This is a genomic window from Acinetobacter sp. YH16053 (genome assembly GCF_013417035.1).
Lineage (GTDB): Bacteria > Pseudomonadota > Gammaproteobacteria > Pseudomonadales > Moraxellaceae > Acinetobacter > Acinetobacter towneri.
On sequence record NZ_VPEP01000001.1, the window covers coordinates 134917 to 149148 of the forward strand.

Here is a 14232-nt window from a genome sequence, read left to right on the forward strand (position 1 = left end):
GTTATAGACTGTGTTCAGTAATTAGATTTTAGAAACCAATTCTGGAACAACAGTGTTCAAGTCACCCACTAACCAGTAGTCAGCTACTGCGTTGATTGGCGCTTCTTCGTCTTTGTTGATCGCAACGATCACTTTAGAGTCTTTCATACCTGCCAAGTGCTGGATCGCACCCGAGATACCTACAGCGATATACAAATCAGGTGCAACAATTTTACCTGTTTGACCAACTTGCATGTCGTTTGGTACGAAGCCTGCATCTACTGCTGCACGAGATGCACCTTGTGCTGCACCAAGTTTGTCTGCTAATGGATCAAGTACTTTGTGATAATTCTCACCAGAACCTACACCACGACCACCAGAAACTACAATACGTGCTGCAGTTAATTCTGGACGCTCTGATTTCACAATTTCTTCAGAAACGAACTTAGAAATACCTGCATCACCTGTCACAGTCGCAGCTTCAACCGCAGCCGAACCACCTTCTGCAGCCACTGGGTCAAATGCTGTACCACGTACAGTACCTACCACAATCGCTTCTGAAGATTCTACAGTTGCAATCGCGTTACCTGCATAAATTGGACGCTTGAATGTCTTTGCAGAATCTACAGCGACGATGTCTGTGATCATGCTAACATCAAGAAGCGCAGCTGCACGCGGTAAAATATTTTTACCTGTTGTTGTAGAAGCAGCAAGGATATGGCTATAACCTTTGCCCAATTCTGCAACAAGTTTTGCTACGTTTTCAGCCAATTGGTTTGCATAAGCTGCATCGTCAGCAAGTAATACTTTGCTTACACCTGCAACTTTAGCTGCTTGGTCTGCAACTGCTTGTGCACCAGAACCCGCAACCAATACAGTGATATCACCACCGATTTTTTGAGCTGCAGCAACAACGTTTAATGTTGCACCATTTAGTGCTTTATTGTCGTGCTCAGCGATAACTAAAATACTCATGATTTTTATCCTTCTGTATTAGATCACTTTCGCTTCGTTTTTCAATTTTTCTACAAGCTCATCTACAGATTTCACTTGTACGCCCGCTTTACGCTCAGCAGGTGCTTCAACTTTTACAGTTTTCAGCTTAGAACCTGTTGCAACGCCATAATCTGCAGGAGATTTGGTGTCTAGCGGTTTTTTACGTGCTTTCATGATGTTTGGAAGTGCCGCATAACGTGGCTCATTCAAACGTAAGTCAGTGGTGATGATTGCAGGAAGTGCAAGCTCAACAGTTTGTAAACCACCGTCAATTTCACGTGTTACCTGAACTTTGTCGCCATCTACTTTTACTTCTGAAGCAAAAGTACCCTGACCTGCACCAAGTAAAGCGCCTAGCATTTGACCAACTTGGTTAGAGTCGTCATCAATAGCTTGCTTACCCAATAAAATAAGTTGTGGTTGTTCTTGTTCAACAACACCTTTTAAGATTTTAGCCACTTCAAGTGCACCAATCTCATCGGCTGTTTCAACCAAAATACCACGGTCTGCACCAAGCGCCATTGCAGAACGAATTTGTTCCTGCGCTTCTTTAGGACCAATGGATACCACTACGATTTCTGAAACAGTTCCTTTTTCTTTTAAACGAACCGCTTCTTCCACTGCGATTTCACAGAATGGGTTAATTGACATCTTAACGTTAGTTAGGTCAACTCCACTATTATCCGGCTTAACGCGAACTTTAACGTTGGCATCTACCACACGTTTTACAGCAACAAGAGCCTTCATGTAATCCTCGGCTGTTTTAGCAAAAGTAAATATTGAGAAAAGTTAATAATAACTCTTCGCTTTAAATTTTTTAGGTGTCCTATCTTGCTATGTGATCGGCATTTCGGTCAAGTCAGAATTGTCTAAACAAGGCTAAAAATGCCGAAAATTAACTGAACGATGCGTTCATACTTTTTTATTTCTAAAAATTAACAAACCAAGCGACGATTATATAAGCAATTTTAAGCTTTGATTTATATTATGTTTTTTATTTATTTCCCTCATCAACAAGATTGATTGAAATGCAATTCAAATTGAGTTCCGCCTACAATTTAAGCAAAGTTCCTTACATAAAACCCCATAATCTGACTGTCATTAAAGATAGAAAACTTTATTTTTTGCAGTATTTTTTCAGATATAAATGCTCTTTTAAAATGTGACTGCTGGTTCACAAAACTGTATTCAGCAGTTTATTGGGTATGAAATAAACAATCTGTTTTATTTTGATGGATATTTATGCGCTTTCACCACGCCACCTCCCTGATAAAGGGCATAAAAAAAACTCAGCTTAAACTTGCTGAGTTTCTAAAAAGTCACGGTGGATATGACTTAAATCTATCAACTCATAGGCCTGTAAATTAAAAATTTCCCAAACTGCAATAAAATCTTCTTTTACATCTATTTTACTACCAGCGGATGAGCGTGCTTGCCACTGCTGATCTGAAATCCATAAATAGCTTTGTTGCGTTTGCGGATGAATCGCCTGCATTTTACCTTCGGCATTAATACCCTGCACTAAACAATCGGCAGGTAGTTCTTGCTCGATCATCGGCAAGCTTATTTCGACAAAATGTTTCACTTGACGCAAGCCATAACCTGCAAAAATTTCTTTTTGGCTTGGGCTTAATTGTTCATATTTTTCTTGAAGATTCGAAATCATGGTTTTGCCTATCATTTGATATCCAAAGTGTTATGCAGTGGAACAAAAAATAATGTCATCCATGTCTATTATTCGTGTGACCCACTCTTTCTGCTTCTTTATACTGCATAACGCACTTTTTTATTATTCTACAATAGTTGCAATGACATCTTGGTGAAAGCGCTTTTACTTAAAGTATTAAGTACAGCACAAAGGCTTTACAACTGACTGTGAGAAAAATATTTGCAGTATGAAATAGCTATATTTTAACTTGCAAAAATAATGCCGACTTTAGGTAAAGCTTTACTTTTTACTCGCACGTGGATGTGCCTGATCATAAACTCGCGCTAACTGATCAAAATCGACATGGGTATAAATTTGCGTGGTGCTTAAATTGCTATGCCCAAGCATTTCTTGGACTGCACGTATATCCCCACTATTCGACAGCATGTGACTTGCAAAACAATGTCGCAATAAGTGCGGATGCAAATCGACATTAACGCCCGCACGCTGCGCCTGAAACTTCACCCGATTTTCAATTTGGCGTGCTTTTAAAGGTTCACCTTTTTGAGTAATAAACAATGCTGCATCGGGTACAAAATCGCCCTGCCATAAAGGGTAAATCTGCAGCCATTGCATCACCGCATCTTTGGCTTTGCGACCAAAAGGCACAATCCGGGTTTTATTGCCTTTACCCGTAATGCGCAGCAATTGACGGTTAAAATCTAAATCGCGGATACGTAAACTTTGTACCTCTGCTAGGCGCAAACCACTCGAATAGAGCAATTCTAAAATCGCTTTATCGCGTCGCCACATTTGTTGTTGTACTTCAGTTTCAGGTTCAGGCTGATCCAAAATTTGATGAATCGTTTCAATATCAATCAAACCGGGCAAAGGTCGTGGCTGACGTTTTAACTGAAAATTATCAATTGGATTAAATTGTAAATATTGTCCATGCTCTGCCCATTTCATAAACTGACGAATCGCTGACAACATGCGCTGCAAACTGCTGCTATTTAATTGTTGCTGTTCTACTTTTTGCGCTAAATAATGGCGCAAATCTGCAGCTTCTACATCATATAAGGCAAGTTGTTGTTGCTCACAAAAGTTAAAAAAATCATTTAAATCGCGCGCGTAGGCTTTTAATGTATGTGGTGACTGCTGTTGTATTTCACGCTCTTTGAGCCACATCTTTAATAGTTGCTGCGGATCGTACATTAGTCACGCTCCGATTGCTGAAATGCGGCAAACTGAGATAAATAAGCAGCAATATGTTCAGCCGCCTGATCTGCATGTGTTTCTAAAAACAAATGATCACCATCATGCACAATTTTTAATACGGCTTGTGGAAATTGTTGTTGTAAAAACTCACCTACCGCCAGTGGACTTATCGGGTCTTGATCACCCCATAACAACAAAATAGGCATGTTGATTTTAGCAAAGTCTACCGTGTAATCGGCCTTTGCCTCTACAAACCAGTCAGGATAATTTGAATCACTTGCTAGATAGTCTTGTCGCCAATCTTGCACCTGAAAACCACTTAAATCCATGCCACCTGATGTTGCAGCCAATACTAATCCTTTCACTTTTTCTGGATATTGCAACGCGGCAGCAACTGCAAAAATACCGCCCATCGACTGTGCAATGATAATGCAATCATCTGGGATATTCGCCAACACATAAGCCTGCAAACTTGCAAAATCATGTACCTGTGAGTGTGCAGGTTGATGATTAAATTTAGGATAAGCCACAATTTTTACAGCACTCTGCCACGGCAGCTTTTCAATCTTTTCGATTAGAGGATGAAAAAATGCGGTATCGCCTGAAGCGCCAGGTAAAAAAATCAGTTGCGGCATAATGAGTAGAAATTTTTAGAATGACGTTCGGTACAGCATACCTGATCCGTGCCACAAGATACAAAAAAGCACCATTCGTTTTGAATAGTGCTTCTAAGTAAGATAAGGGCTGCTCATGTTAGAACGTAGCATCAACCCTGAAAATAATTTAAATCCAAACGACCATGATAGACGTTAGCAGTTGGCCCTGTCATCCACACCACATCACCTTCACACCATTCGATTTGCAACTTACCACCTGCCAGTTCAATTTCAACTGAATTAGACAATAAGCCACGACGCATACCCGAAACGGCTGCAGCACATGCACCGGTACCACAAGCCAAGGTTTCTCCCACGCCACGTTCAAACACACGCAAACGTGCATGTTTTTCGTCAATGATTTGCATAAAACCTGCATTGACACGCTGCGGGAAACGCTCATGTGATTCCACTTGTGGGCCAATTCCTGCCACATCGGCAGTCAATACATCGGGCACAATGGTCACAGCATGCGGATTGCCCATGTTCACCACATCAATGGTCAATACAGCACCATCTTTCAGCGCGATGTCGTATAAATTATCAGGCTCATCGGCAATGAATGGAATCTCATGCGGCAAGAATTTTGGATAGCCCATATTCACCCGCACCCAACCGTTTTGCCCCAATTCAGGCTCTACAATGCCTGCCTTAGTTTGCACCTTGATTTTGGTTTTGGTCGTAAGCTGACGCTCATGCACAAAACGCGCAAAACAACGCACACCATTGCCGCACTGCTCCACTTCAGAACCATCGGCATTGAAAATGCGATATTTAAAATCGACATTCGGCAAATCGGGCGGTTCCACAATCAGGAGTTGGTCAAAGCCAACCCCAAAGTGGCGGTCTGCAAGGCGCTGAATGGTCAATGCATCCAAATAAGCACGTTGGCTGATGAGATCAACCACCATGAAATCGTTGCCCAAACCATGCATTTTGGTAAATTCTAATAACATCTCGAATTCCCCTTATGGCAATAAACGCTCTCTTTCCCACAACGATTCAATGCTTTCACGTTCACGAATTAAATGTGCTTGATCTGCATCGACCATGACTTCGGCTGCACGGCCACGGCTGTTGTAGTTAGAGCTCATCACAAAACCGTATGCGCCCGCACCCATCACTGCCAAAACATCATTCTCTTTGATCGCAAGCTGACGTTCTTTACCCAAGAAATCACCTGTTTCACAAATTGCACCAACCACATCCCACTCTAGCGTTTCAACATCCGTACGCGGGGTGACGGGCTGAATGTCCATCCACGCTTCATATAATGCAGGACGGATTAAGTCATTCATGGCAGCGTCAACAATCGCAAAGTTACGATGATTGGTTGGTTTGAGCAAATCAACTTTCGTTAGCAGCACGCCCGCATTTGCAGAAATACTACGCCCCGGTTCCATATACACTTTAAGACCTAACTTTTCTAAAGCGGGACGCAAAGCATTGGCATATTCTTCAACTGTTGGTGGGGTTTCATCTTTATAAGTCACCCCTAAACCACCGCCAATATCAATGTGTTTGAGCTGAATACCCATTTTTTTTAAGGTATCAATCATCACAATTACGCGATCTAAAGCATCTACAAACGGTTGTGTTTCGGTCAATTGTGAACCGATGTGACAGTCAATTCCAACGATATCTAAGTTTGCTAAAGAAGCCGCATATTCATAAGTGCTATATACCGAATCAGACGGAATCCCGAACTTGTTTTCTTTTAAGCCTGTAGAAATATAAGGATGGGTTTTGGCATCGACATCTGGGTTAACCCGTAATGAAATTGGTGCTTTGACATTCATGCTTGCCGCAACTTTTTGAATACGGTCTAATTCTGCATGCGATTCTACGTTAAAGCAGGCAATCCCAACTTCCAACGCTTTTTGAATATCGGCTTCAGTTTTACCTAAACCTGAAAAAACAATTTTCGATGCATCACCACCTGCTTTGAGAACACGCGCCAATTCACCGCCTGTCACAATATCAAAACCTGCACCCAACTTAGCCAATACATTCAATACCGCAAGATTCGAGTTTGACTTTACCGCAAAACAAATTTGATGATCGATAAAGTGGAAAGCACGATCCATATCTAAATAATGCTTTTCAAAAGTCGCTTTTGAATAAACATAGAGTGGTGTGCCAAATTGCTGTGCGAGTTGTTGTAGCGAACATTGCTCGGCGTGCAAAACCCCTTGAATGCGGGTAAAACTCATGAATGTATCCTTTATCTAGAAAGCGTTAAGGTGTAGTCGATGTAGAGGCAGCAGGTGCAGCAAACTGCTGTTGCACAGGTACGGCTGTGTCTGACGATGTTGCCAATTGCGTTGCACGTTTAGGCGCAGCATCTGGATATAACAAATATTTTGCGCGTTTGTCGTAATTTGGGTCATTGGGTAACTGTAATGTACCTGACTGACCACAACCGACCAAAACCACTGTTGTAAGCAAAACACTCATGCAGCAAATGACGGTACGCATCTGACCACCTATAAAATATTTTCGATGAAGTATAACGCGATCACTGCCGCGACCAAAGTGCTAATGCAGAGAGATTATATTGAGCTTAGTAAAAATTCTAGCTTACTTACTATTCTGCTGGCATAGATTGACCTTATCAGGTCTGAAAAATTGCGACTTCTGACACAGATAAAGTCAATTTTATTTCAAGGCATCAATTGTCAAAATCTAAAAACTATGCAAAAAATATAACGTGCTTAAAACCAAGTTCTTTTAACAGGAAGTTTTAAAGACTGGCATATCACTTGCTTAATTTTTACAACTGTTCAACTACAGTCACAAACTAAGCATTTATACACTGCGTTTATAAGAAGAAATTTATGCAAAATTTACAATCGATGATGGAAACCTTAAGCGGTTGGGTCTGGGGTCCATACATGCTAGTTCTCATTGTGGGAACGGGCGTTTTCCTCACCTTTCGCTTATTGTTTTGGCAATTCCGTATGCTGCCACTGGCTTTTAAACAAGTCTTTTGCAAACACGACAAAGCTCAAAAAGAGCAGGGTGATATTTCACATTTCGCATCACTCATGACTGCACTCTCTGCCACCATTGGAACGGGAAATATTGCAGGTGTTGCAACGGCTTGCGTCCTCGGTGGCCCGGGTGCAGTGTTTTGGATGTGGATGACTGCCCTGTTTGGTATGGCGACCAAATATGGTGAAGGTGTTTTGGCGGTTAAATACCGTATTAAAAACGAAAAAGGGCAAATGTCAGGCGGCCCAATGTACTACATTGAACGCGGACTAAAATGGAAATGGCTCGCGATTATCTTTGCCTTTTTTGGCACAGTCGCCTCGTTTGGAATTGGTAGTTCAGTACAATCCAACACCGTAGCTTTAGCAGTTGAAAATAGCTTAGGTGTAGAAACTTGGATTACTGGCGTGGTAATTACCGTATTTTCTGCATTGGTGATTTTGGGCGGAATTAGCTCGATTTCCAAAGCATCTTCGGTGATTGTTCCGATTATGGCCATTCTGTATGTCGCAGGCGGCCTGATTATTATTTTAAACAATCTGCACCTCGTTGTTCCTGCATTTGAACTGATTTTACGTGATGCCTTTACTGGTGAAGCCGTTGCAGGTGGTGCAATTGGTGCCGTGATTCGTTACGGTGTGGCACGTGGCGTGTTCTCGAATGAAGCAGGTATGGGTTCTGCGCCAATTGCCGCTGCCGCTGCCAAGACCGACCACCCTGCCCGTCAAGGCTTAGTGTCTATGACAGGTACATTTATTGACACCATTATTGTTTGTAGCATTACAGGTATTGTTTTGGTCATGGGCTTTATTATGGCCGACAATAGTTTTGGCGGTGCAACAGGTGCAGTACTCACCACACAGGTTTTTGACCAGTTATTGCCAGGCTTTGGTGGTTGGGTCGTCACTTTCGGGATCATCTTCTTCGCCTATTCCACCATTCTCGGTTGGAGCTATTATGGTGAAAAATGCTGTACTTATTTATTCGGCGAAAAATACGTGTTGATTTACCGCTTAATTTATATTGCTTCAGTGTTCATTGGCACCATCGCCACCCTAGATTTAGTCTGGTTATTTGCCGATACCTTTAATGGTTTAATGGCTGTACCAAACTTAATTGCCTTGTTGTTACTGTCTGGTGTGATTGCCAAAGAATCCAAAGACTTTATTGCGAAGCGCAAGTCTGGCGAGTTGTATTAGGGTCTGTTGACAATTCGTCTATGTTTGCGGCAACGCATATTTTTTAGCTGATATAAGGCATGGGACAGGAGATTTAGTCATTCTAAATGACTGGCGCATAACGCAATAGCAGCAAAAAATATGCTTGCCCTGAAAGGCTGTGGCTAAAACTTTCTCAGATTGCGTTATGAAACTTGGCAATAGTCTCGCTATTCCCTGCGTTTCATGCCTAATCTGCTCAGTTTTAGCCTACAGCGCAAGCCATTTATGAAATGTCAACAAACCCTAAATAAACCCAATTCATTGAATTATTCCGTTCAAATCATAAATCATACAATCACCCACGTGGTTGTATGATTTTCCATGAAAAATCCAGATAACATTCATTTCGCGAACATTCCTCTGTATGCTGTAGTCAGTTTTTAATTGATGCAATGACTGGGTTATGGCAAAAGTAAAAAGTGTCTATCGCTGTGAACAATGTGGTGCAGATCATCCTAAATGGGCAGGTCAATGTTCAGAATGTGGGGAATGGAACTCACTTCATGAGGTCAGTATTGCCCCTGCGGTGACGCATCGTGCCCAACCTAAAATGGGCGGTGGCTATGCAGGACAAGCGGCCGCCATTACCACGCTTAATAAAGTGTCTGTATCGCACGAAACCCGTTTAACAACAGGCATTGGGGAATTTGACCGTGTTTTGGGTGGCGGTTTGGTTACGGGCTCTGTGGTACTGATTGGTGGAGATCCTGGTATCGGGAAATCGACCATTTTGCTACAAACTGCGACTCACATGGCGGCTGCCAATAACACCGCTTTATATATCACAGGTGAGGAATCTCTTTCGCAAGTGGCGTTACGCGCTCAACGCTTAGACTTACCCACCGATCAACTGAAAGTCATGGCAGAAACCTGTGTCGAACGGATTTGTGAAGTTTTGGCGCATGAACGCCCTGCGGTAGCCATTCTGGACTCGATTCAAACTTTATATACCGAAACGTTGCAGTCTGCTCCAGGTGGTGTTTCACAAATTCGTGAATCAGCTGCCTTGCTGACTCGTTTTGCTAAAAATAGTGGCACTGCGCTGTTTATTGTCGGTCATGTGACCAAAGAAGGGGCTTTAGCGGGGCCGCGCGTCCTTGAACACATGGTCGATTGCGTCTTGTATTTTGAAGGACAGTCAGACTCACGCTACCGTATGATTCGAGCAGTCAAAAACCGTTTCGGTGCAGTGAATGAACTGGGCGTTTTTGGCATGACCGATAAAGGCTTACGCGAGGTTGCCAATCCATCTGCGATATTTTTGAGCCGTTATGATGAGGCAATTCCAGGTTCTATTGTCATGATTAGCCGCGAAGGAACGCGACCACTTTTAGTTGAAGTACAAGCTTTGGTGGATGATGCACATGGTCAGCCTAGACGTGTGGCTTTAGGTCTGGAACAAAACCGTCTGAATATGCTATTGGCGGTGATGCATCGGCATGGCGGCGTACAAACTTCAGGGCAAGATGTGTATGTGAATGTGGTCGGCGGCTTAAAAATTACCGAAACAGGTTCAGACCTTGCTGTACTACTTGCCTGTGCTTCTAGCTTGCGTGGCAAAGCCCTGCCACAACAATTGGCAGTATTTGGTGAGGTCGGTTTATCGGGTGAAATCCGCCCAGTACCAAATGGTCAGGAACGCTTAAAAGAAGCTATTAAACACGGATTTAAATATATTATTGTGCCGCGTGGCAATGCCCCACAAAAAGCCATTGCAGGTGTGCAAATTATTGCGGTGGCGCGTTTGCATGAAGCCTTAACTGAAGCCATGAATTTAAGTGAAAACTTAGGTTAAATCCTTGGATGATATTTTTTCAGTTTCAAGAAAAAATATCATATTTATATTGAAATTCGCAGCAAATGCCTGCATAAATACACAGCTTAACTTTATTTTAATATAGGAAAATTTGATGGAAGTTCGACAGCGTGGTTTGATCGCAGCAATGCTCACAGCGACTTTATTGGTAGCTCCGTTAGCAGCAGAAGCAAAACGTGCAGGTGGCGGTAAAAGCCATGGCATGAGTCGTTCGGCTGCTCCAACTCAGTCTTACCAACAACCTCGTCAAACAACGCCAGCACAACAACCAACAACTGCACCAGCACAGCAAAAATCTGGTCCAGGCGTAGGTGGTATGGTTGCTGCAGGTGTTGCAGGTGCGGCAATTGGTGCGGTTGCTGCCAATGCCTTGGCCGATGATCAAGCTGCAAGTGCTGCCGAAGCGCAAGAGGAAAAAGGCGGTATTCCAAGCTGGATTTGGATTTTACTCGCTGCTGCTGTTGCCTTCTTCATTTTCCGTAAGATGGGCGCAAAAAAAAAACTAACGCCTAATCCGTATGCGCCAAATAGCGGTGCCAATCAGGCACCGTTTGCGCAAACACCACCTGCTGCAGCGCCACGTAACGACAATACCAATATTTTTGGTCAATCTGTTGGGGGTTCTGCCGCTTCTACCCAAGCGCCTTTTGGTCAAGCTGCCAATAATAACGCGCCATTTGGTGCAGCTTATACCAACAGTGGCAATCAATTGCCTGATGGTTCAGAGCCTGCAACCTTTTTACGTGTAGCGCGTCAGCGTTTTAACCATATTCAGTCTATGAACACAGCCAGTAATATCGCAGAAATTCAGCGTTATTTAACTCCTGATTTATATCAGTCGATGTATCAGGACATTATGGCAAACCAAGACCAAGATGTAGCAGAGTTTTCTAACTTGAATGCCATGGTGGTCGATTCTGCAACTGAAAATGGTCAATATGTCATAAGTGTACGCTTTACAGGTACAGTCAGCGAAGACCTGAACAGCTTACCGCAACCATTTACAGAAATTTGGCACTTTGTAAAACCTGCAGGCTCTAATCAAGACTGGTTAGTGGCAGGTATTCAGCAAGAGCAATAATTTCAATGGATCTAGAAAAACAGCGACTTCGGTTGCTGTTTTTTATGCCTTTCTTTATCTAAGTTGAGACCCATCATGTTTAAACAGCACGTTTAAATCTTCTAAGACATCAACACCGAATACATCCACACTTGCCACACAAAACCAAACCCTCGATTGATTAGATCTATCAAAAAGTATCATCATTCATCAATACAGTTTATTTAGCCCACCTTCTCTTTGTATCTACCCAGAGATAAATCAAATCACGTTATCCGTATTACTTTGGTTATTTCCAGTCGATCTCCATTTACTTAGCCAACAAAAAAGCCCTGCAAACGGGCAAGGCTAAATTGTTACTGTTAAATCTATTATTCAGGCAATGGAATAAATTGCTTATCGGTATTTTGAACTTTGCGCTCACCGACTGCGACTTCCAAATCTAAGGCTTCTTCACCACGTTCAACTGAAACAGTCACCGTCGTATGCGGTGCTTGTGCAGCAACATAATTAATTAAATGCGAGGTTGAAGTAATCGCTTCATCATTCACTTTTAAAATTTTGTCACCACGTTTTAAACCTGCTTCTGCTGCAGGGCCACCGCGCAGTACATCAGCAACCACTACACCGCCTTGTGCAGGTTCTAAAATATTGTCTTGTTGCACAGGCAACAAACTAATACCTAACCAACCACGAATCACACGTCCATCTTTTAAAATCGAGTTTAAAACCTGCTGACAGACTTGTGCAGGAATTGCAAAGCCGATGCCCAATGAACCACCTGATTGCGAGAAAATTGCCGTATTTACCCCAATCAAATTCCCTGCCACATCAATCAATGCACCACCTGAGTTACCTGGATTAATTGCTGCATCGGTTTGAATGAAATCTTCATAGGTATTAATACCCAAGTCAGAACGTCCTGTCGCAGAAATAATCCCTTGAGTCACGGTTTGTCCCACACCAAATGGGTTACCAATCGCAAGTACGACATCGCCCACTTCATTGCCACTCAGTTTAAATGGCAATACAGGCAGTTTTTCTAGATCAATTTTAATGACCGCTAAGTCTGTGTCTGGGTCAGTTCCAACAACTTTTGCAACCGCACGGCGTCCATCGTGCAAAGCCACGACAATTTGTTCAGCCTGCGCGATCACATGATTATTCGTTAAAATATAACCATCTGGACGAACAATGACCCCAGACCCCAAACTGTTTTCATTTGGGCCTTGCTTAAATTGATCGGGTAACTGATTGCCAAAAAATTCACGAAATGCAGGGTCATTTAACAATGGATGATCCATTTGTTTCACTTTTTGTGTGGTAAAAATATTTACCACCGCAGGCGCTGCCACTTTAACCGCAGCGCTATACGACACCACCCCACCTGTCCGTGTTGTATCAATTAATGGTTCAACTTTCTCGGCAGGCATTTTGACCCCATCGGCAGCCACAGGCGCTTTCGGTTTTTGCAGTTGTTGCCAAGTCACAAAGCCAATAATAACCAGAATGAGTAACACCCAAGGTAACCAGGTAAAGGTCCGGCGCACGTTTTGTACCTCTAAGTAAATTTTTTTTGATGATTAAGTCATTGAATGAGCTATTGTAAAACGAAACACAAATAGAAACATAAAAAAGCCCAAGAGTTTTGTCTTGCTTTAGTTACAATACAAAATATGTTTTGATATTGGCTAAATATGAGCAATTTGAGAAAGTTATGGCGCAGCTAAAAGAAATTATTCAATGGTGTGATCAAACTTTAAATACACATGAATTTAAAGATTACGCGCCCAACGGTTTACAAATTGAAGGTAAGTCTGAAGTTCAAAAAATTTTATGTGCAGTGACTGCCTCTCAAGAGGCTATTGATGCTGCTATTGCCCAAAATGCAGACTTACTGTTGGTACATCATGGCTATTTTTGGAAAGGCGAACCTTACCCAATTACAGGCATGCGCGGTAAACGCATCAAAAGTTTAATCCAGCATGATATTTCTTTGGTGGGTTATCACTTACCGCTCGATTCACACCCAAGTCTAGGCAATAATGCTGCCATTGCTGAATGTTTGGCATTAGAAAATTTGCAAGCCCTAGACCCGAGTGAACGTCATCCTATTGGTAATATTGGTTTTTTAAAGCAAGCCATGAGCGCAACCGAATTTCGTGACTATCTCACAGCGCGTTTAGGCTTTAAAACCATTCATCTTCCTGCCGAAAAAAGTCAGATTCAAAAAGTAGGGTTCTGCACGGGTGCAGCACAAGATTTTATTGGCAAAGCGGCAGAACAAGGTTGTGATGCCTTTATTTCGGGCGAAGTCAGTGAACGCACCTATTATGAAGCCAAAGAACTAGGCGTGCATTATTATGCCTGCGGACATCACGCGACTGAGCGCTATGGTGTACAACGACTCGCAAAAGCTATTTCAGAACAGTTTAATATTGAGTATAGTTATTTTGAATTAAATAACCCAATTTAATACACCGTTTCACCCAACGATTTCACTCAAATGACATCTGTGTTTAACATAGTCTTTAGATGTATACATTCGAGTCTTATTCTGTATGGTTATTTATACCTAATGCGCAATTTGATCTCGAAATCTATTACAATAGAGCCACTTAATGTTAAAACCCAGCAAAATGCAA

At 42.4% G+C, this 14232-nt stretch carries 13 protein-coding genes; 4 read left to right on the plus strand and 9 right to left on the minus strand.

The genetic code is table 11. The features are described from left to right. Positions 1–21: 21 nt before the first annotated feature. The 8 genes from FTV43_RS00650 to FTV43_RS00685 all read right to left on the minus strand — a co-directional run bounded on the left by FTV43_RS00650 (position 22) and on the right by FTV43_RS00685 (position 6975). Positions 22–954: an electron transfer flavoprotein subunit alpha/FixB family protein gene (locus tag FTV43_RS00650; protein WP_004971866.1), complete on the minus strand. Its 933-nt coding sequence runs from the start codon at positions 952–954 to the stop codon at positions 22–24. An 18-nt stretch (positions 955–972) separates the two neighbouring features. Next, positions 973–1722: an electron transfer flavoprotein subunit beta/FixA family protein gene (locus tag FTV43_RS00655; RefSeq protein ID WP_179994645.1), complete on the minus strand. Its 750-nt coding sequence runs from the start codon at positions 1720–1722 to the stop codon at positions 973–975. 547 nt (positions 1723–2269) lie between these two features. Next, positions 2270–2641 (minus strand): hypothetical protein, encoded by a 372-nt coding sequence (locus FTV43_RS00660; RefSeq protein ID WP_004971871.1) that lies wholly within the window; start codon positions 2639–2641, stop codon positions 2270–2272. Positions 2642–2923: 282 nt separating this feature from the next. Beyond that, positions 2924–3838, minus strand: a complete 915-nt coding sequence (gene xerA, locus FTV43_RS00665; RefSeq protein WP_179994646.1) for a site-specific tyrosine recombinase/integron integrase — start codon at positions 3836–3838, stop codon at positions 2924–2926. Next, positions 3838–4476, minus strand: a complete 639-nt coding sequence (locus tag FTV43_RS00670; protein ID WP_179994647.1) for an alpha/beta fold hydrolase — start codon at positions 4474–4476, stop codon at positions 3838–3840. The genes xerA and FTV43_RS00670 overlap by 1 nt, the downstream gene beginning before the upstream one ends. Positions 4477–4607: 131 nt before the next feature. Further along, the gene (gene dapF / locus FTV43_RS00675) at positions 4608–5453 is read right to left on the minus strand and encodes a diaminopimelate epimerase (RefSeq protein WP_179994648.1); all 846 of its coding nucleotides are present in this window, start codon (positions 5451–5453) and stop codon (positions 4608–4610) included. Between the two features lie 12 nt (positions 5454–5465). Then, entirely contained in the window at positions 5466–6710 is a 1245-nt protein-coding gene (gene lysA, locus FTV43_RS00680; protein WP_179994649.1) for a diaminopimelate decarboxylase, read from the minus strand. A gap of 25 nt (positions 6711–6735) precedes the next feature. After that, a complete protein-coding gene (locus tag FTV43_RS00685; RefSeq protein ID WP_179994650.1) occupies positions 6736–6975 on the minus strand; it encodes a lipoprotein in 240 nt (79 codons plus the stop codon). Between the two features lie 359 nt (positions 6976–7334). Here FTV43_RS00685 and FTV43_RS00690 point away from each other — a divergent pair, with 359 nt between their 5' ends. The 3 genes from FTV43_RS00690 (at position 7335) to FTV43_RS00700 (ending at position 11608) form a co-directional block, all read left to right on the plus strand. Beyond that, positions 7335–8690: a sodium:alanine symporter family protein gene (locus FTV43_RS00690; protein ID WP_179994651.1), complete on the plus strand. Its 1356-nt coding sequence runs from the start codon at positions 7335–7337 to the stop codon at positions 8688–8690. A 424-nt stretch (positions 8691–9114) separates the two neighbouring features. Next, on the plus strand, positions 9115–10506 hold the full coding sequence (gene radA, locus FTV43_RS00695; RefSeq protein WP_104853204.1) for a DNA repair protein RadA: 1392 nt from the start codon (positions 9115–9117) through the stop codon (positions 10504–10506). A 115-nt stretch (positions 10507–10621) separates the two neighbouring features. Then, positions 10622–11608 carry a Tim44 domain-containing protein gene (locus FTV43_RS00700; protein WP_004971891.1) on the plus strand — a complete coding sequence of 329 codons (987 nt, stop codon included), beginning with the start codon at positions 10622–10624 and terminating at the stop codon, positions 11606–11608. A 350-nt stretch (positions 11609–11958) separates the two neighbouring features. Here the strand turns inward: FTV43_RS00700 and FTV43_RS00705 are convergent, their stop codons facing one another. Continuing rightward, the gene (locus FTV43_RS00705) at positions 11959–13137 is read right to left on the minus strand and encodes a trypsin-like peptidase domain-containing protein (RefSeq protein ID WP_179994652.1); all 1179 of its coding nucleotides are present in this window, start codon (positions 13135–13137) and stop codon (positions 11959–11961) included. A 167-nt stretch (positions 13138–13304) separates the two neighbouring features. Here FTV43_RS00705 and FTV43_RS00710 point away from each other — a divergent pair, with 167 nt between their 5' ends. Next, positions 13305–14063 (plus strand): Nif3-like dinuclear metal center hexameric protein, encoded by a 759-nt coding sequence (locus FTV43_RS00710; protein WP_004971895.1) that lies wholly within the window; start codon positions 13305–13307, stop codon positions 14061–14063. The last annotated feature ends 169 nt before the right edge of the window (positions 14064–14232 follow it).